Annotated in this window: 20 protein-coding genes; 8 read left to right on the forward strand and 12 right to left on the reverse strand. The window is 71.2% G+C overall.

Annotation, left to right across the window (positions count from 1 at the left end; genetic code table 11):
* Positions 1 to 11: 11 nt before the first annotated feature.
* From ACLQ23_RS09775 to ACLQ23_RS09785, 3 genes are all read left to right on the forward strand, one after another.
* Positions 12 to 650 (forward strand): DUF7003 family protein, encoded by a 639-nt coding sequence (locus ACLQ23_RS09775; protein ID WP_425880551.1) that lies wholly within the window; start codon positions 12 to 14, stop codon positions 648 to 650.
* 67 nt (positions 651 to 717) lie between these two features.
* A complete protein-coding gene (locus ACLQ23_RS09780) occupies positions 718 to 1,143 on the forward strand; it encodes an NUDIX domain-containing protein (protein WP_425880552.1) in 426 nt (141 codons plus the stop codon).
* A 96-nt stretch (positions 1,144 to 1,239) separates the two neighbouring features.
* Complete coding sequence (locus tag ACLQ23_RS09785) at positions 1,240 to 2,400, forward strand: DUF7638 domain-containing protein (protein WP_425880553.1); 1,161 nt, start codon at positions 1,240 to 1,242, stop codon at positions 2,398 to 2,400.
* Between the two features lie 121 nt (positions 2,401 to 2,521).
* Here the strand turns inward: ACLQ23_RS09785 and ACLQ23_RS09790 are convergent, their stop codons facing one another.
* Complete coding sequence (locus ACLQ23_RS09790; protein WP_053655874.1) at positions 2,522 to 2,770, reverse strand: hypothetical protein; 249 nt, start codon at positions 2,768 to 2,770, stop codon at positions 2,522 to 2,524.
* A gap of 281 nt (positions 2,771 to 3,051) precedes the next feature.
* Between ACLQ23_RS09790 and ACLQ23_RS09795 the strand changes: the two genes are divergently transcribed.
* Both ACLQ23_RS09795 and ACLQ23_RS09800 read left to right on the forward strand, forming a co-directional pair.
* Positions 3,052 to 3,642: a DUF4240 domain-containing protein gene (locus ACLQ23_RS09795; protein ID WP_425880554.1), complete on the forward strand. Its 591-nt coding sequence runs from the start codon at positions 3,052 to 3,054 to the stop codon at positions 3,640 to 3,642.
* Positions 3,643 to 3,831: 189 nt separating this feature from the next.
* Positions 3,832 to 4,167: a HEAT repeat domain-containing protein gene (locus ACLQ23_RS09800; RefSeq protein ID WP_355628722.1), complete on the forward strand. Its 336-nt coding sequence runs from the start codon at positions 3,832 to 3,834 to the stop codon at positions 4,165 to 4,167.
* A gap of 55 nt (positions 4,168 to 4,222) precedes the next feature.
* Here the strand turns inward: ACLQ23_RS09800 and ACLQ23_RS09805 are convergent, their stop codons facing one another.
* Positions 4,223 to 4,780, reverse strand: a complete 558-nt coding sequence (locus ACLQ23_RS09805) for a dihydrofolate reductase family protein (protein ID WP_355596312.1) — start codon at positions 4,778 to 4,780, stop codon at positions 4,223 to 4,225.
* 216 nt (positions 4,781 to 4,996) lie between these two features.
* On the opposite strand from ACLQ23_RS09805, the gene ACLQ23_RS09810 reads away from it, so the two are divergent.
* From ACLQ23_RS09810 to ACLQ23_RS09820, 3 genes are all read left to right on the forward strand, one after another.
* Positions 4,997 to 5,176, forward strand: a complete 180-nt coding sequence (locus ACLQ23_RS09810) for a methyltransferase domain-containing protein (protein ID WP_355596314.1) — start codon at positions 4,997 to 4,999, stop codon at positions 5,174 to 5,176.
* Positions 5,177 to 5,205: 29 nt separating this feature from the next.
* Positions 5,206 to 5,793, forward strand: coding sequence for a putative glycolipid-binding domain-containing protein (locus tag ACLQ23_RS09815; RefSeq protein ID WP_355596316.1), 588 nt, complete (start codon positions 5,206 to 5,208; stop codon positions 5,791 to 5,793).
* Between the two features lie 148 nt (positions 5,794 to 5,941).
* Positions 5,942 to 6,325 (forward strand): hypothetical protein, encoded by a 384-nt coding sequence (locus ACLQ23_RS09820; RefSeq protein WP_355596318.1) that lies wholly within the window; start codon positions 5,942 to 5,944, stop codon positions 6,323 to 6,325.
* Between the two features lie 74 nt (positions 6,326 to 6,399).
* Here the strand turns inward: ACLQ23_RS09820 and ACLQ23_RS09825 are convergent, their stop codons facing one another.
* From ACLQ23_RS09825 to ACLQ23_RS09870, 10 genes are all read right to left on the reverse strand, one after another.
* Positions 6,400 to 7,389 (reverse strand): DM13 domain-containing protein, encoded by a 990-nt coding sequence (locus tag ACLQ23_RS09825; protein WP_425880555.1) that lies wholly within the window; start codon positions 7,387 to 7,389, stop codon positions 6,400 to 6,402.
* The gene (locus tag ACLQ23_RS09830; protein ID WP_425880556.1) at positions 7,386 to 7,796 is read right to left on the reverse strand and encodes a thioesterase family protein; all 411 of its coding nucleotides are present in this window, start codon (positions 7,794 to 7,796) and stop codon (positions 7,386 to 7,388) included. The genes ACLQ23_RS09825 and ACLQ23_RS09830 overlap by 4 nt, the downstream gene beginning before the upstream one ends.
* A complete protein-coding gene (locus ACLQ23_RS09835) occupies positions 7,796 to 9,136 on the reverse strand; it encodes an aspartate aminotransferase family protein (RefSeq protein WP_425880557.1) in 1,341 nt (446 codons plus the stop codon). The genes ACLQ23_RS09830 and ACLQ23_RS09835 overlap by 1 nt, the downstream gene beginning before the upstream one ends.
* On the reverse strand, positions 9,133 to 10,647 hold the full coding sequence (locus ACLQ23_RS09840; RefSeq protein ID WP_425880558.1) for a pyridoxal phosphate-dependent decarboxylase family protein: 1,515 nt from the start codon (positions 10,645 to 10,647) through the stop codon (positions 9,133 to 9,135). The genes ACLQ23_RS09835 and ACLQ23_RS09840 overlap by 4 nt, the downstream gene beginning before the upstream one ends.
* A gap of 9 nt (positions 10,648 to 10,656) precedes the next feature.
* Positions 10,657 to 11,895 carry an MFS transporter gene (locus ACLQ23_RS09845; RefSeq protein ID WP_425880559.1) on the reverse strand — a complete coding sequence of 413 codons (1,239 nt, stop codon included), beginning with the start codon at positions 11,893 to 11,895 and terminating at the stop codon, positions 10,657 to 10,659.
* 16 nt (positions 11,896 to 11,911) lie between these two features.
* Entirely contained in the window at positions 11,912 to 13,174 is a 1,263-nt protein-coding gene (locus ACLQ23_RS09850) for a diaminobutyrate--2-oxoglutarate transaminase (protein ID WP_425880560.1), read from the reverse strand.
* Positions 13,175 to 13,262: 88 nt separating this feature from the next.
* Positions 13,263 to 14,600 carry a peptide ligase PGM1-related protein gene (locus tag ACLQ23_RS09855; RefSeq protein WP_355596331.1) on the reverse strand — a complete coding sequence of 446 codons (1,338 nt, stop codon included), beginning with the start codon at positions 14,598 to 14,600 and terminating at the stop codon, positions 13,263 to 13,265.
* Positions 14,601 to 14,661: 61 nt separating this feature from the next.
* The gene (locus ACLQ23_RS09860) at positions 14,662 to 15,852 is read right to left on the reverse strand and encodes an acyl-CoA dehydrogenase family protein (RefSeq protein WP_355596333.1); all 1,191 of its coding nucleotides are present in this window, start codon (positions 15,850 to 15,852) and stop codon (positions 14,662 to 14,664) included.
* The gene (locus ACLQ23_RS09865) at positions 15,852 to 17,180 is read right to left on the reverse strand and encodes an aminotransferase class III-fold pyridoxal phosphate-dependent enzyme (protein ID WP_425880561.1); all 1,329 of its coding nucleotides are present in this window, start codon (positions 17,178 to 17,180) and stop codon (positions 15,852 to 15,854) included. Before ACLQ23_RS09865 ends, ACLQ23_RS09860 begins: the two co-directional genes overlap by 1 nt.
* Positions 17,173 to 18,192 (reverse strand): 3-oxoacyl-ACP synthase III family protein, encoded by a 1,020-nt coding sequence (locus ACLQ23_RS09870; protein ID WP_425880562.1) that lies wholly within the window; start codon positions 18,190 to 18,192, stop codon positions 17,173 to 17,175. Before ACLQ23_RS09870 ends, ACLQ23_RS09865 begins: the two co-directional genes overlap by 8 nt.
* Between the last annotated feature and the right edge of the window lie 9 nt (positions 18,193 to 18,201).

The following is an 18,201-nucleotide window of genomic DNA, read 5'->3' on the forward strand; positions in this document are numbered from 1 at the left end:
ACTGCACGACCGTGCGCTCCGCCGAGATTCTCGACCAGCTCGACACCGCTGCCGAAGAATTCATGTTTCCGGACCTGGGCCACGGCTACAACTACGCGGTCGATGCCAGGCTTCACGCCTACCGCGACGCGCAGCGGTGGGCGCTCATCGTCGAGACGTTGGGATATTCGCCCAGGGCTGGCAATCTCATCGACATCGTTCACGTCTTCGGCAACTGTCTGACCGAGGGCGAGCCGGGCTACGGCAACGACGACTTTCTCAGCCGGGTCGACAACTGGGACGAGATCGAGGACGTAGACGAGCCTGAGATCTACAACGGTTCGTCGATTGTGGTGCGAGGCCAGCGGATCACGGTGGCGGCCGAGCCGGGCGAGGAACTTGTCGACGTGCTTCGCCGGCTCGTCCCGGATCACCGGGAGCTGCTTCTTGCCGACGAGGTCGAGCTGCGGCGGCGGATCCCGGCTGACCTCCCGGAGATCGTACGGCTGGACCTGTGGCACCACCCAGACCCGCTCCAGGCACCTCCCAGTGAGTCGACGACCTTCCGCCAGCTAGCCGAGGTGCTGGCGACAGGAGATGTGACACGGTACGCGCCGGACCTGCCACCCAACACGCACTGGTCGAACTGGCCAGAGTCCGGAAGCCTCTAGCGGGCGGCAGGCAGCAGCAGGCTGTTGAGGGCACACCGTCGGCTGCGACCGGTGGCACGATGCGACTGTGTCGACTTCTGCGGAGGGCTCCTCCAAAGCGCGCATCGTCACGGCGTTGCTGCGCGACGGCGACCGGGTGCTGCTGTGCCACCGATCTCCCCGGCGTCGGTGGTATCCGGACGTCTGGGACATGCCCGGTGGACACGTGGAGCCTGGGGAACCGCCCGGCGTGGCACTTGCACGAGAGCTTCGAGAGGAGGTGGGCATCGAGATCGCGGTGCCCTCGGGCCCGCCCCTGCACGAGGTTCATACCGACACGTTCGACATGCAGATCTGGCTGATCGAGGCGTGGACGGGATCTCCGGTCAACGCCGCGCCGGACGAACACGATGCCATCGGGTGGTTCACCGAAGAGGCGCTTGGAGAACTGTCGCTGGCTCATCACAGCTACCGTGCGATGTTGGGCAAGGTTCTCGCCGAACCCCGAGCCTGACCAAGTCCATCTCCGGATACGCCGCCGCAGCAGCCGCACCGCTCAGCCGCCGAAGGCAGGGCGACGTCCTCGGAGCGGTTGGACTACGGTGCGCCGGTGAGTAGATTTCGCCGCACCTACCGCACCGTGGACGGCCGACGGATCGAGGGCACCTGGCGGCCCATTTTCACCCGCAACATGGACACGTACTTCCTTGCCGATCTGGTCGTCTACGCCGACGGCGCGATCGACTGCGGCACCGGCGGGCTCACCGACCTGGACGGGCTGACCGAGCAACTCCGCCAGGGCAGGGTCGCGACCACCATCGAAGACGGCGCGTGGGCATCAGCGCACCATTTGGCGGGGTGGCGGTTCACCGAGGCTCGCTCCGCCATCGACGACAAGATGCTTCTCGGCGAGGTCGCGGACGAAATCGATCGGCTCAACGATCGGCCGGGTTCCACCGGCCGCTGCCTGCAAGCAGTGGCGGCCTACCTGGCCGACCCCACCGAAGACAACCGGCGTACGGTTCGCGAGCGCTACCTGGCAATCCCCGTACACCTGCGCGTCTACGCCCTCGGCGACATGGACCGCAAGGACGCTCCGCTGCAGATGTTGGCCACCGACCTGGGTGAACCACTGCTCGGCCGACCGAACGGACCGATCGTCACCGAGCAGACGCGGGCGGAGGCAGTCGCGTACTTCCGCGAGCGGGAAACCGCGATCGAGACCTGGGAGGCGCGGGTCCCCGCCGATGGTCCCGAGCACCCGACACAGCCCACATTGACGATCCAGAAGACGGTCTACCCGCAGGGCTGGCCGGATCCTCCCGGCGTCGAAGTCCTCCAGAACGACTACCCGGCCGTCATCGCCCTCGGCGAGAACACCTACCCGAGCGTCACGCACGCCTATTGGGCGCTCTCAACCCCCGACCCGCACTGGCACGACCAGATCACCGCGGCCCCGAGGGGGTACGACGCCGGCAAGCTCGCCGAGCAGGCACCCCGCCGCGCCGACTGGGCCTCGGCGCGCCTTGCCGTCATGGCCGCCCTGCTGCGCGCCAAGTACACCCAACACCCGCAGATGGCACAGACCCTGCTCGCCAGCGGTGACGCCCACATCGTCTACGTCGACTTCTCCGCCTACTGGTCCGTCGGCAGTGAACGAGCCACCAACTGGATCGGCCGGCTGCTGGAAGTCATCCGCTCCGAACTCGCCGCCGTCAGGGCCGGGATTTCCCTTCCGGCGTTTCATGGCGACGGCTCGCGGGACTTCTGACATTCCTCACCATCGCAACTCCTAGCCCTTTGGGCGTTGGAGTCGGCACCAGCAGGCGACGCTTCGTGGATCTCGTCGCGGCTCTCCCAGCGAATGCGTGGGCGCCGGCCGTCGAGTGGGGTTATCCCTCGGCGCCGGGTCGGCTGTGCACCACCAGTTCGTCGATCTCCAACCGGCCGACGCGCAGTTCCCGCACGACCGCCCGGCGGATGGCGAGCCGCCCGATGACGAGCACCCCGACAGCCACGGCCCCGACAGCCAGCGCCCCGACAGCCAGGGCGCCGAGCGACGCCGCCCCCGCAGCCCGCGCGCCTGTAGCCGCCGCGCCCGTCGCCACCGCGCCGTTGGCGCGCGTCCCAGTCAACCGCATCAGGCGAACCTCTCGCTTCATACCGCCATTGTCCGCGTACCGCCGATCACCCGCGCTCCAAGTCCACAGTTCTGGCAGACACGGACAGCTGTCGCAACAGCCGAGCTGAGATCGTCAACGTGTGTCGGCATCCCCAGGCTGGGTGTCAACTCGTCCTGGCTAGGCGCCTCGCGGGAGCCGCGGGGCAGCCAGGAACGGATCAAGGGCTCCCCGCAGGCCACGCCGCTATGGCCATGGAGAGGTATGAGTTGTGTCGGTAGGCCGTGGGAAACTCTCGCGCCGTGAACGTTGATGAGTTCTGGGCGGTTGTGGAAACGGCCGGGGAGGGTCTCGACGGGCGGACCGGCGACGCCGGTGAGGCCGTTGCCGCGGCGCTGGTGACGCGCTTGGCTGCAACATCACCGGAGCGCATCCTCGAGTTCCAGGACCTGTTCGACCAGCTGCATGGTGCGCTCTACCGCTGGGACGTGTGGGCGGCTGCGTACCTGATCGGCGGGAGATGCTCGGACGACAGCTTCATGGACTTCCGGGCGGGAGTGATCACGCTGGGGCGCGAGTGGTACGAACGCGTCCTGGCCTCTCCCGACGTCCTGGCCGACCATGCCGTGGTGCGACATGCGGCGACCGAGGAAGACGGCGGCGTGTTGTTCGCCGAGTCGGTGAACTACGTGGCCAGCGTGGCCTACGAGCGGGTCACGGACGATGACCATGCCTTCTACGAGGCGATGGAAGCCCGTCAGCAAGTTGCGGTCGGCAGTGACGCAGGCCGCGAGCCCGACATGGGTGAGGACTTCGACTTTGATGACGATGACGAGATGCGGCGTCGGCTGCCCCGGCTGGCCGGGTTGTTCCTCGCCCCCGACGAGGATTGATCTCGGCCGTTGAACTCCGCCGCCGCTCGGGACGGCGTGGCCATACCAGAGCATCCTCGAGCAACCAGTTGCCAACGGGCAGGGTTTACGCTGTTCCTCGCGGCCACTGCACGATCTTCGGTTGTCCTCACAAACCAATCATGATCATGCAGCGGGCGCGCTCAAACGAGGCAGCGCACCGGAGACGACGTGGCGAACCGATTCCAGCAAGCCATGCGGTTGATGCGTAACCACGATGCACAGACCCAAGAGGACGGGTTTCACCAGCTGCGACCCTACGCCGCGCAGCACCTCGATGAGCTGATCACCGAGTTCAACAACGAGACCGCCCATGGCCTGCGCTGCTGGTTGCTCGAACTGATCGGCGAAGCCCACTCGGAACAAGCTCTGCCGGTGCTGGTCGAGCAACTTCACGGCGACGACGAATCGCTGCGGTCCTGGGCTGTCAGGGGCCTCGAAAAGCTCGATACCAGACCGGCACGTCGCCACATACACCAAGCCCGCGCTACAGGCTTGATCCCCTGACGGCGAAAGGGCACTGGCCTGACGTCAGCCCGGTCGCGATCTCGACTTCGGTGATTCAGCGCGCGCGGCGGTAGTGCATGGACATCACGCCGTTGCTCAGCGGCTCCGCCGAGAGCAGTTCGAGCCGGCGAGTGGCGGGTAGCCCGCCCTGATACAGCGTCGGGCCGTGGCCGGCGATCATGGGTTGAACAAGCAGCTTGTACTCGTCGATCAGGTCCAGCCGGTCGAGCTCGGTCGCGAGCTTGCCGCTTCCGACCAGGACCCCGTCCGGGGTCGCGTCCTTGAGCTTCTGCACGCCCTCACGCAGATCGCCGGTGATGTGGTGACTGTTGGTCCACGGGAAGTCCGTGCGCGTCGACGACACCACGTACTTGGGTTGAGCGTCCAGCTTGACCGCCCACTCGCGTAGGGCCGGCGGCGCCTCCACGTCACCGCGGGCGACGGCCGGCCAGTAGCTCTCCATCATCTCGTAGGTGACGCGACCCCACAGCATCGCGCCGCTCTCTTCCAAGAGACGGGTGAAGAAGGCGTGCGTTTCGTCGTCGGCGATTCCCTCCTGGTGGTCGACGCAACCGTCCACAGTGATGTTGATGCTGAAGGTGAGCAATCCCATGGCCGGGGAGTCTAGTGCCGCTGAGGCATCGGGCCGCACCATCATTAGCCGCGTCGCATCACATCCGGATATGCGTTGTCTACCTGTCCCTCCGCCTATACGAGAAAGTGCCGCGCCGTGAAGACCTGAAAGCCCGGAGCTGCGTGCACGGCAAGCATCGCCGGAGCGCCGCAATAGGCTGCCCATCGTGCACGGGTTCACCGATGTCGACGGACCGTGCAACACCTTGCCGACCCGCACGGCGCAATCGCAGAAATCATCAGGGTCGTCCGTCCCGGCGGTCGCGTCGTGCTGGCGGACCCCGACTACGACACTCAGCCCGTCGTTTCACGTACGCTGTCACGTTCTTCCTCACCGCCGCCACCGTGGGGCGGCGACCACGACACCACCGAGTAGGACGTGCGCCGGGTACCCTTTGTGCGATTATGACCGACATGTCGTTTAGATCTCCCCCGGCCAGTGCCGCCTGGCGGCATCTCGACGCCCGTAACGGATTCGAGGTCGTCTACTTCCGCAGCGGCGACGGCCACCTCATGCAGGGCTGCACGACGGCGGTCGAGGACGGCGAGCCGTGGATCGTCGACTACACCGTCGAGGTGGACGACTCGTGGCTCACCCGCCGCGTGTCGGTGACCCGCCGCGGCCCCTCCGGGCCCGACGAGGTGCGGCTGGAGAGCGACGGCAACGGTCGGTGGTGGGTGAACGATGAGCACGCGCCGCACCTGGACGGCTGTCTGGACGTCGACCTGGAGTCCTCGGTGATGACAAACGCCCTGCCCGCGCACCGGATGGGGCTGCCGGTGGGCGGGCAGGCGGAGGCGCCTGCCGCGTACGTCCGGGTCGGCGAGATGCGCGTCGAGCGCCTTGAACAGACCTACCTGCGCGCCCCCGACGCCGACGGACGCCAGCAGTACAACTACGCCGCGCCGGCGTTCGAGGTCGAGTGCCGCCTGGTGTACGACAGGTCCGGTCTGGTCCTGGACTACCCCGGCCTGGCGGTACGCGCCGGCTGAGCCAGGCCGGGTGGCCCCGCCGCGGAGGCCCTGTGGAAAACGTGTGTCCCGACGCCGGACGAGCCGTAACGCCGGCCGGGGATTCCGCCACCGAACAGGGGCGGGACGAGCACGTCCCGAGGGGACCACAGGCACACGGAGGTGCGGCATGTCCACCCGACTGGAGACGATCCGGGCCGAGGCGCTGTTCGTCTCGGACCTGCAGTGCTCGCAGCCCATCCGGCCCGGGGAGGTGCGCTGTGTCGTCGCGTCGACGCTACGGCGCTACCGGGTCGGTGGCTGCGCCGCCCGGCTGGCCAGCGAGTTCGGCGACCATCCAGAGATCGCGGTGCGACGGATGGCGTGGGCGCTGGCAGCGGTACGGGCGGTCTACCCGACCGCGCCGCCGGCCACCGCGCCGAACCAGACCGTGGCAGCGACCACCACGCTGGACCAGAGCGCACCGCCGGCCACCGCGCCGGACCGGACCGTGGCGGCGACCGGGACGGACGGTACCCCGCGGCCGGTGTCGTCCCTGCGGCTGGCCGAATGAGCGTCGCCGGCAGCGCGGCGGGCGCGCCTCCCATTCAGCGGGAGGCGCGCCCGTCGTGCTGCCGGACCGTCGGGTCAGCCGGCACGCAGCGCCGCCGCGCCGAAGGACACCGAGAAACGCTTGCACCAGACGCTCACGCTCGTCAGCCCGTCGAGGTCGACCGAGGGATCGATGTCGTACACCTGGTCTCCCCGGTTGCCCTTGAGCCGGGCGACGTCCACGAACCGGCCCTCGCTGAAGGCGTCCCATCCGGCGGTACCCCGGACCACCCGCTGGTCGCTCAACCGCACGAACAGGTCCGGGCCGTTGGACGTGTCCAGGTCCCGCAGTACCAGTTGCCTGCGCCCGTCGGCCAACTCGACGAGCTGGGCGGTTCCGCTGGTGTCGTGCTCGTGGTCGATGAACTCGCCGGCCAGCAACAGGCGGTTGCCGTCGTCGCCGCTCGACGTACCGCCGGAGTCCCGCTCGGCGTCGCCGCCGGAGTCCTCCGATTCCCGCCGGTCGGCGTCGGCACCGGACTCCGCGTCCGGTTCGGCGCTCCCGTCGGCCGGTTGCTCATCCTCGGTGTCGCCCGACTCGTCCTCGGAGGCATCGTCCCCGGCGGGGGTCTCCGCAGCCGGATCCTCCTGCGCGCCGTCGTCATCGGTCTCCGGGCTGGCCGGCGGAGCGTCGGGCACCGACGGCAGTGTCTCCTGCACCGTCCGGTCGGTGACGAGCTTCCACGGCTGGAACCAGTAGGCGCCAGCACCGACCATTCCGCCGAGCAGGGCCAGCACCAGCAGCACCACCAGCGGCGAGCGTCCCCGCCGGCGGTCGGCGCGCGGGCCGTCGGCATCCCGCCCCCGGTCGTGTACCGGCGGGAACTGGCGGGTTGCGTTCGCGCCGGCCGGCGGTGGGCCTCCGAACGGCGGGCTCACCGGCGGCCAGCCGTCCGACGGGCGCCCGGGTCCCGCGCCGACCGGCGGCGGTGGCCCCGAGGTTGCGCCGCCGGAACCCGACGGCGGCGGGCCGGCCGGGCCGGAGCCGGGCGAGTCGAAGCTGCGCCAGCGCTCGTGGTCACTCATGACGTCACCCCTGTCGTCGTTTCGGCCTTGCCCCGCACCAGCTCGACGAACTCGTCTCGGCGCACCACGGCCCGGGTGTGCCGGCCCTGGAACACCAACTCCCAGTCGTCGTACGCGGATACCTCGAAGACCAGCCGACGGCCCCGCCGCTCGACCAGCCGGGCGCTGATCCGCACCTCCCGGCCCTGCGGGGTCGGTGCCAGGTGCGCGGAGTCGTGGGACACCCCGACGGTCATCTCACCGTCCTCCAGGTGCCCCTCGACCGCCCGCATCGCAGTGGTCTCGCCCAGCCACAACAGCACCGGCGTGGCGAGCACGGACAGGTCGTTGCCCCAGTGGGCTGCGGTGTCCCGGTCCGCCACCCGGTGGCGGACCGTGCAGCTCAACTCCGTCGTCGACGGCTTCATCACCAATGTCCCTTCGACTCCGCGGCGGCGGGTGCCGCCGGCAACGCCCGCAGGGCCTCATCCCAGCGGGCCACCATGTCGTCCAGTTCGCTTTCGGTCACCGTCAGCGGCGGGGCGAGCACCACCGCCGAGGAGTACGCCCGCACCAGCAGACCCCGCTCGGCGGCCAGCTCGGCGGCCTCGTGGGCGACCGCGTCGTACGGCAACTCCCGGTCCCCTGGGTGCAGCACGTACGCGGCGAGCAGCCCCTCCTGGCGGATCTCCCGTACGGCGGGATGGTCGGCCTGACCGGCGAGACGGCCGGCCAGGTGGTCGGCCAGGGCGGCCACGCGGCGCCCGGTCTCCGGGTCAGCCAGGATGTCCAGGGCCCGGTCGGCGACGGCGCAGGCCAGCGGGTGTCCGGCGGTCGGGCCGCCGTGTCCGAGACCGCCGATCATCGCCGCTCCGGCGACAAGCGAGGCGCTCACCTCCGGGCCCACCAGCACCGCGGCCAGCGGGACGTGCGCCGAGGTGAGGCTGGGACCGAGCACCAGCAGGTCGGGCGGCGGGTCCAGCACGCCTGTGCAGGTCAGTGGCCCGGTCCGGCGCAGCCCGGTCACCGACTCGTCGGCGATCAGCAGGATGTCGTGGCGGGCCAGCACCGCGCGGATCGCCGGCAGGTAGTCCGCCGGAGGCACGAGCGCGCCTGCGGCGGTAAGCACCGGCTCGACGACGCAGGCCGCCACGGTGTCCGGCCCCAGCTCGTGGATCACAGCTGTCAGCTCGTCGACCAGTTCGGCGACGACGGCGGCGGCACCGGCGGCGGCCCGATGCGGCGGCCGGCGCAGGTGCACCGTACCGGCGTCCGGGTCGGCGAAGCCGTGCGACACCGCCGGCTGCGCGCTGGCCGCCGCGCTGAAGCCGGTGCAGCCGTGCAGCGCGCCCTCGACCGCGAGGATCCGCCGCCGCAGCGGCCGGCCCTGGGCGCGGTGGTGGTAGCGGGCGAACCGGACCGCTGTGTCCACCGCTGCCGAGTCGCAGCTGTCCAGGTAGACCTGGTCGAACCCGGGCACCGTCGCGGCCAACCGTTCGGCGAGGTGGTAGGCAGCGTCGCTGGCCTGCCGGTGCCCCACCGGGCCGGCGGGCAGCCGGCGCAGTTGTCGCGCGGCGGCGTCCACCAGCTCGGGGTGGGCGTGGCCGAGGCTCACCCCGTCCAGCCCGCCGGCGGCATCGAGGTAGGTTCGTCCGGCGCGGTCACGGACCCGCACCCCGGCGCCGTCGCACAGCAGCCGGGCGGGGTGGGCGCCGGGTGGACCGCCGTGCGGCAGCACCAGCGCGGACGTCGCTGTCGTCGCTGTCATGTCGTCTCCTCCTGGTCGGTCCTGTCGTCGCACAGGTCGGCGTACGTGGCCTCCACCAGGTCGAGCAGCGCCGCCAGCTCACCGATGGTGGTGTACGGGTTGAGCACTGTGACCTTCAGCCAGGACTCGTCGCCGTGTGGTCCGGGCAGGGTGGCCCGCCCGAGGACGGCGACGCCCCTGTGGAGCAGCCGTCGGCGTACCTCGGTGATCAGGTCGTCGGCCACCCGGCCACCCGGGCGAGCTGGCGCCGGCCGGAACAGCACGGTGCTCAGCATCGGCACCTCCCGCAGTTGCACACTGGGCCGCGCCCGGACCTCGGCGGCGAACGCGCGGGCCAGGTCGCAGCAGCGGTCCACGAGGTCGCCGAGCCCGGACCGGCCGAGTGCCCGCAGGGTCACAGCGATCTTCAGCACGTCGGCCCGCCGGGACGTCCGGATCGACCGCCCCAGCAGGGATGGCAACCCGGCTGCCACGTCGTCGTCGGCGTTGAGGTAGTCGGCGGTGAGGTCCAGCGGTGCGAGCCAACCGGCGTCCCGTACCGCCAGCAGGCCGGCGGCCAGCGGCTGCCACCCGAGCTTGTGCAGGTCCAGCCCGACCGTGTCGGACCGGTCCAACCCGGTCAGCAGGGCGCGCCGCCGCTCGGACAGCAGCAGAGCCCCGCCGTAGGCGGCGTCGACGTGGAACATCGCCCCACGGGACCGGGCCAGGCCGGCCAGCGCGGGCAGCGGGTCCAGCGCGCCCCGGTCGGTGGTGCCGGCGGTGGCTACCAGCAGGACCGGCGTGTCCACCCCGGCCAGCGCCGCGGCGACGTCGACGGGGTGCAGGACGCCGTCGCGGCTGGGCACCACCAATGCCGGCGGCAGGCCGAGCTGCCACGCCGCCCGTGGCACCGAGTGGTGCGCGTTGTCGCCGCACACCAGGCGCAGGGCCGACTGGGCGTCCGGCCGCCCGGCGAGCCGCACCCGCTCGCGGGCCAGCAGGGTCGCCACCAGGTTCGACTCGGTGCCCCCGGTGGTGACCAGGGCGTCGGGCGCGGGCGAGACCGGGTACGCCAGCCGGGCCAGTTCCCCTGTGACAGTGCGCTCCAGCGCGCTTGTCGACGGCGCCTGGTCCCACGAGTCCAGGGAGGCGTTCAGGACGCCTGCCACCAGGTCGGCGGCGACGGCGACGGCCAGCGGCGGAGCGTGCAGATGCGCGACGCAGTACGGGTGGGCGGGGTTGACCGAGCCGACGGCGACCGACCGGGCGAGGGTGCGCAGCGCCGGGTCGGCGCCCACTCCGACGTCGGGCAGGACCGGGCCGAGGGCCGAAGCCGTGCCGGCGGTGACGGTGTCCGGTCCGCCGGCCGGAGCCGGGCCGCCCCGGCTTCGGTCACCGGCGGCGGTCTCGGTCAGTGCCGCCGTCACCAGCCGCAGCACCTCGGCCATGCCGTCCGGCGTGCCGGCCAGAGCCGGTGCCGGGCGGGCGGCGGTGGATGGTGCGGGGCGATCGTAGGTCCCGGGCCGGGTCATCAGGTCTCCTCACCGTGCCGGGCCGGTCGGGGCGGTCCCGGCCGGCATGGATGCCGCCGGGTCGCCCGGCTGGCCGGTCGGTGCGCCACCGGCGTCCGGACCGCCTGCCGCGCGCCGTCGGTCGCGGATCAGCAACGCGTAGCCGAGGACGGCGGCGCCGGCGAAGACCAGCCACACGCCCGGTCCCCCGTCGCCGATCAGCGCGGTGCCCGCGAAGTAGCCGATCGTGCCGCCGACGGCCCAGAAGACGTCGTGACCGCCGAAGAAGGCCGCCGCGTCGCGGGTGTCGGCAACCTCGGCGATGTAGATGTCGGCAGTGACGAAGACCAGCGTCTCGCCCACTGTGTAGACGGCGACGCACGCCAGCAGCCACCACAGCTGCGGCACCAAAGCGATGGCCGCCATGCTGACCGCCACCACGGCGAAGCCGGTGGCGCTCAGCGACAGGGCCGGACGCCGCTCGAACTGGCGGCGCAGCAGCAGCAACGCCACCAGGCCGGCCAGGCCGTTGACCACCAGCACCGTGCCGGCGAGTTCCAGCCGTCCGCTGAGGTCCGCCGCGTAGATCGGCAGCGAGGTCTGGAACTGGGCGTCGATGAACCAGAACAACGCCATCGCCGCGCCGAACCGCAGGAACCGACCGTTTGTGAAGACCCGCCGCAGGGACTGGTGCACGGGCACGTCGGTGGCAGTGGTGCGCAGGTGCCGGCGCTGCGCGGCGAACGCCAGCGCGGTGGCGAACATGAGCGCGCCGGCCACCAGGAACAGCGCGCGGGCGTCGATGACGACAAGCGCGCCGCCGATCAGCGGCCCGGTGGTCGCGCCGATGTTCTGGCCGAGGTTGAGCAGGGTGAAGCCCCGGGCCCGGCGCTGCTCGTCGGGCTCCGCGGCGAGCACCGCGTACGCGTTCGGCTCGTAGCCGGCGCCACCGATGCCGACCAGGGCCGAGCAGACCAGGAACCACCCGACGTCGTCGTTGAACGCGAACCCGGTCAGGCCGAGGCCGCGTACCGCCAGGCCGAGAATCATGACCCGGACGTGGTGCGCCCGGTCGCCGAGCAGCCCCGCGGCAAGCGGCAGCAGCCGGGCCGCGACCAGGTTGGCACCGAGGACCAGAGTGACCTCGGCGGCCGTGTAGCCGAGCCGGACCATCAGGACCGCCAGGAACGGCGCGACACCGAAGGTGCCGATGTTGGTCAGCGCGCCGCCGACCACGATCAGGCGCGCGGCGGGTGTCAACCTCTGCATGTCGTTCCCTCCTGGTTCAGGCGCCCAGCACGGCCGCCGGGCTGCGACGCGTGGTCATCGCGTCCCCGACGAGGTCTGCGGTCTCCCGCCACTGGGCGACGGTCATGGTCAGGGCGGGGAAGAACTTCAGCACCAGTCCCCCACCGGAGGTCTCTGCGATCACCCCGCACTCGAACAGCCGCCGCTTGAGCTGGTCGGCACGGCCGGGCTCGTCGAACCGGAGGCCACTCATCAGCCCGCGTCCGGTAACCGTCGCGCCGCCGCCGGGTTCGGCGTCGGCCAGTTCGCGCAGCGACCCGCCGACCTCCGCGGCCAACCGGTCGACGTGAGCCAGGAAACCTGAGTCGGTCCAGTGGTCCAGGGCCGCCTCCGCAGTGACGAAGGCCAGGTTGTTGCCCCGGAAGGTGCCGTTGTGCTCCCCCGGCTGCCACGCGTCGAGCTGCCGGCGGATGAGGACCATCGCCATCGGCAGTCCCAGCCCGGACAGGGACTTCGACAGGCAGACCATGTCGGGCCGCAGGTCGGTCCCGTCGAAGCTGAAGAAGCTGCCGGTGCGGCCGCAGCCGGCCTGGATGTCGTCGACCACGAACAGGGCGCCGGCCTCGCGGGCCAGCCGCTGCACGCCGCTCAGCCAGGCGGCGGACGCCGCGGTCAGGCCGCCCTCGCCCTGCACGGTTTCCACCACCAGCGCGGCCGGCGGGTCGATGCCACCTCGGTCCTGGAGCATCCGCTCCAGGTGGTCGAGCGCCGTCGGGGACCCGTCGTCGTACGGCAGGATCGTGGCCGCGCTGAGCGGGGTACCGGCCGCGCGACGCAGCAGCGGCGAGGAGCTGAGGGCCAGAGAACCCAGCGACGCGCCGTGGAAGCCACCGCTGAACGCGATCACGTTGGTCCGTCCGGTCACCTTGCGGGCCAGCTTGATCGCGGCCTCGACGGCGAGCGTGCCGGCGGGTCCGGGGAACTGCAGGACGTGGTCCATCCCCCGGGGACGCAGCACCACGTCGACGAAGCGTTCCACGAACCGCGACTTGGCCACCGTGTACAGATCCAAAGAGGTGACCGGGCCACCGGAGAGCAGGTAGTCGCGCAACGCGGTGGCGATGTGCGGGTCGTTGTGGCCGTAGTTGAGGGCCCCGGCGCCGCACAGCAGGTCGACGTAGCGGCGACCGCTCACGTCCCACATGTACGGGCCGTCGGCCCGTTGGAAGACGACGGGGAACTCGCGGCAGTAGGACCGGACCTGCGACTCGTACCGCTGGCACGCGGTTTTCTCGGACATCGGTATCGACTCCCTCATGGTGCCGTCGGACACCGGGTGGGTGGGCGGGCGAGATCGGCCCGGCGGGCCGCCGGGCCGACCGCGGCGGTCAGGCGGTCTGCGCCCGCAGTACGTCGAGGGTGCGGGCCTCGATGTCGCGGGCGTGCGCGGCGTCGTGGCCGATGACCATGTAGTCGACAGTCCCCGAACGGTCGGTGTCCTCGATCGGGATGACCACACCGGAGCGGGTGTCGTGGTCGAAGAGGACCCCGGCCTCGCCGAGGGCCTTGAGGGTCGCGCCGAAGGAGGTGGCCTTCAACCAGTTGCGGGTGAGTACGACGTGGGTGCGGTTGTAGTCGTCGCCGACCAGGGCGCGGGCCAGGTAGTCGATGTGGGTGCAGTCCCCCATCCGGCCGTTGACCTCGGTGAAGAGCATCTGGCCGTCCTCGGTGAGGATCGAGTCCACGTTCATGTAGCCGGTGAAGCCCCGGTCGCCGGCCTCCCGGCACAGGTTGGTGGCGTGGGCGATCATCTCGCCGATGTCCTGCGGGCCGAGGCGCTGGCAGGGGATCTCGAACCCGATGAAGGTGGGCTCCATTCGCATCTCGCCGAAGTTCATGAGCGTCGGCGCCCGCCCGGGGCCGTGCACGTAGTGCTCGGTGTAGTGAACCGCCTGGGAGAAGTGGTAGGCCTCCACCACGACGCGGGTGTTGCGCTGCACCGCGACCTCGGTCCAGAGTTCGCGGGCCACCTCGGCGACGTCCGCGCCACGGGTCAGCCGCCGCACCCGCGACGCGCCGGTCAGCACATCCTCGTCGAAGGAGGTCAGCGCGGTGTTGCCGGCGCTGCCGGAGTTGAGGTCCTGCTTGACCATGACCCGGCCGGTGCGGTCCATCAGCTCGGCGATCGCGCCGGCCAACTCCCGCTCGCTTGCCGCGATCCGTCCCTCCGCCACCGGCGCGCCGATGGCTTCGGCGAGCTGCCGGAACAGGACCTTGCTGTTGTACGTCTCCGCGCCGCCGGCCCGCAGGAAGTTGCGCGCCGGGCCGGCCCCGGCCAGTTGCAGCTCCTCGGCCAGGGTGACCGCTGCCCGGTCGGAGAAGTACGTCTCCAGCTCCCAGCCGGCCACCGAACCGCCGGCACGGGACCGGATCTCCGCCGCCACGTACCCGTCGTTGAGGGACTCGTCGTTCAGGATGAGCTGCTTCTCGTCCCCGTCGCGGGGCACCACCACGTTGCGGGCGGACAGGTTGCGGCCGAGCAGTTCGTTGACGTACCGGATGAACTCGTCGGAGATCGAGTGCGGGACGACGACCATGTCCTGCTCGCTCTCCGCCATCACGATCAGGCGGCAGCAGCACATCGAGCTGAGGGCATGGATCTCCGGCGGCATGTCGTTGCCGCACATGGCGTCGCTGTCGACGTTGGCGATGACGATCCGGGACATGTTCGCTCCTTCCGCCCGCCGCCACGGCGGCGACGGGGCAGTGTCAGGGGTGTCGGAGGTGTCAGGCCGCGCGAAGCGGGGCGAGGACCGGCCGGTTCGGGACGACCGCGACCGGCTTCTTCATCATTTGGGTGAAGATGTTCTTGCGCTGGATGTCCGAGGTGCCGCCGGCGATCAGCGTGCCGAGCGAGTCGCGGACCGCGCGGGACACGTCGCCCTCCTCGTAACCGGCGTGGCCGAACACCTGCATGGCGTCCAGGGCTGCCGCCGCCAGGCTCTCCGAGCCGGTCAGCTTCGCCGCCGACGACATCAGCGCGGCGTCCGGGTGCTCGGCCAGCAGTTGGTCCAGCGCCGCGTAGGAGATCCACCGGGTGGTCTCGATGGCCAGCCTCATGTTGGTCAGCCGGCGCTGGACGTACTGGAATTCGGTGATCGGCTGGTGGAACGCGGTGCGCCCGCGGGCGAAGCGCAGCGTGTCGTCGAGGAGCCCTTCCAGGTAGGCGGCCCCCACGACGCCGTAGAGCAGCCGGTCCAGGGTGATGGTGTCGTAGGTCAGGCTCAGCCCGTCGCCGGGCACACCCAGGATGTCCGCGTCGTCCAGGTGCACCCCGTCGAAGCTGATCGCGCCGGTCGGGCTGGAGCCGTTGCCGAGCATCTCCTCCGCGGCCCCGGTGCGGATGCCGGGCTGGTGCCTGTCGACAAGGAACACTGTGACGTCCCGCTTGGCGGGCAGACCGCTGACCCGGCCGAGTACGTAGATCAGGTCGGCGGCCGGGGCGTTGGTGATGTGCACCTTGACGCCGACCAGCCGGTGCCCGCCGTCGACCGGGTGCGCGGTGGTGCTGACCCGGGCCACGTCCGACCCGCCGCGCTCCTCGGTCAGCGCGGTGGCGCCCACCGCGCCGACCATCAGCCGGTCGAGGTGGTGCTGCTGGGTGTCGTCACCGTGCCGGACGACGGCGCGCAGCAGGCCGGCGTGTGCGATGAGGGACAGGCAGAAGCCGAGGTCGCGGCTGCCCCGGACGATGCCCTCCAGCGCGGCGCAGAAGTCCCACCAGGTCCCCCCGTCACCGCCTCGGGACTCCGGCACCGGGATCCGCCAGAGCCCCTGGTTCGCCAGTTCCCGCCAGGACAACCTGTCGAGTTGCCGGGTGGCGGCGTGCGCGGCGCTGCGTGGCGCGACGGCGTCGCGGGCCAGCTGCTCGTAGTGGTGGGACAGTGCCCGTTGCTGCGGGGTCCAGCCGAGTTTCATCAGGTGCTCCTTCGGTCGGCGACGGGGACGACCCGGTCGAGTGCGGCGGCGAACCGGTCGACGAGTTGGTCCAGTTCGGCGTCGGTGATGGTGAGCGGCGGGGCGACGATGACGGCCCGGGGCACCGCGTCGGTGCCCGCCGGGTAGAGCAGGAGTCGCTCCTCGAACGCGGCGGCGGCCATCGCGGCGGCCGTGACGCCCTGGTCCCGGCCCGGGTGGCGCGCGGTGAAGTCGACACCGAGGAGCAGGCCGGCACCCCGGACGTCGGCGACCACGCCGCGTGCGGCAAGCGCCGCGGCGAGCCCGCGCCGCAACCGGTCGCCGGCCCGGGCGGCCCGCGCCGGTACGTCGTGTCGGACCAGGTAGTCGACAACGGCGGCGGCGCTGGCCGCGGCGAGCGGATTGGCGCTGTAGGTGTGCCCGAGCGCGCTGGTGCCACTGCCGTCGTGGATCGCGGCGTGGATCCGCGCATCGACGAGCACGGCACCGATCGGCAGGTAACCGGCGCTCATGCCCTTACCGAGCACGAGCAGGTCCGGAGCGACGGATTCGGCGTCCACGCCGAACCAGCGGCCGGTACGCCCGAGTCCGGTCATCACCTCGTCGGCGATGAGCAGCACGTCGTGGCGCCGGCAGATCTCGGCGACCGCGGTCAGGTAGCCGGGCGGGGCCGGCACAGCGCCGCCGGCGGCCCCGACGACCGGCTCCACTATGAACGCCGCGACGTTCTCCGGACCGGCGGCGAGGATCGTCCGCTCCACGGCGGACGCGCAGTCCAGCGCGCAGGTGTCCCGGGTCAGGCCGAAGGGGCACCGGTGGCAGTCGGCGCGCGGGGCGCGCGGCATGTCCGGCAGCAGCGCGGCCAGTGGGCGACGGCGCGATTCGTGCCCGGAGACGGCGAGCGCGCCGAGCGTGGCGCCGTGGTAGCTGACGTCCCGGGACACCACGAGCCGCCGTCCGGGTCGGCCGACCTCCTGCCAGTACTGCAGGGCCAGCCGGATCGCGGCTTCGGTGCCTTCCGACCCGCTGTTTGTGAACTGGACGTGGCTCAGGTCGCCCGGGGCGAGGCGGACCAGCTCGGCGGCGAGGCGTTCGGCCGGCTCGTTGGCGAACTGGGTGCGGTAGCAGTAGGTGATGGTGTCCAGCTGGGCGCGGATCGCGTCGAGGATCTCCGGGTTGCCGTGCCCCACGTTCACCACGATCGCGCTGGAGCAGCCGTCCAGGTATTCGCGTCCCTGGTCGTCGTAGAGGTAGCACCCGGCGGCCCGGGTGGCCCGGGGGTACGCGGTGCGCAGGTCCGGCGGGAGCACCCGGCTCGTCTCACCCATCGCGGAGGCCCGCGTGCTCGTGCCGGTCCGCCGCCCAGCGGTGCAGCGAAGCGCCAGCGGTCATCCCGCCGCCGAAGGCGATCAGGACGACGTACCCGGAGCCGCGCAGCCGTCCGCCGCGGACCGCGTCGTCGAGGGTCACCGGCACCGACGCGGCACCGGTGTTGCCGTAGCGCGGGTAGGTGTGGTGCAGCTGGTCCGGCCGAAGCCCGAAGTCGGTGGCCACCCGGTCCAGCATTACCCCGTTGGCCTGGTGGGGCACGACCAGGTCCAGGTCGCCGGCCTCCAGGCCGCTGTCCTTGAGTAGTTCGTCGAGCAGAGCGGGGAAGACCTCTTCGACGTAGGTGCGGACGTCCCGCCCGCGCATCTTGAAGTACTGGTCGCCGCACGCGCGGGCGTTCTCGTCGCACTCAAGCCGTGACCCGCCCGCGGGCACCCGGACCAGGTCATGCAGGCGACCGTCGCTGACGAGGCGCGAGGTAAGCATCCCGTGGCCAGCGGGCACCGGGCCGAGCACCACAGCGCCGGCTCCGTCACCGAACAGGACGCAGGTGCGCCGGTCGGTGTAGTCGAGTTGGCGGCTGTAGATGTCGGCGCCGATCACCAACGCGTACCGGGTCCGCGGGTCGGCGCCCAGCAGCCCCCGGGCGACGTCGAGGGAGTAGACGAAGCTGGTGCAGACGGCGTTCACGTCGAAGGCGGCGGCCCGGTGCGCGGCGATGTCCCGCTGCACCAGGACGGCGGTGGCCGGCTGCGGGTGGTCCGGTGTGGATGTCCCGACGATGATGAAGTCCAGGTCGTCGGCGGTGATGCCCGCCGCCGCCAGCGCCTCACGGGCGGCGGCGGTGGCGCAGTCGGAGGTGGCCTCGGAGTCCAGAGCCCGGCGTCGTTCGCGGATTCCGGTCCTGTCCACGATCCAGTCGGCACCGATGTCGAGCCGTTCGACGAGGGTGTCGTTACTGACGACTGTCGGTGGAAGGTACGAACCCGTACCGATGATTCCAAATTGCATGACCGCTCC

The organism is Micromonospora sp. DT41, from assembly GCF_049841715.1.
Classification (GTDB): domain Bacteria; phylum Actinomycetota; class Actinomycetes; order Mycobacteriales; family Micromonosporaceae; genus Micromonospora; species Micromonospora profundi.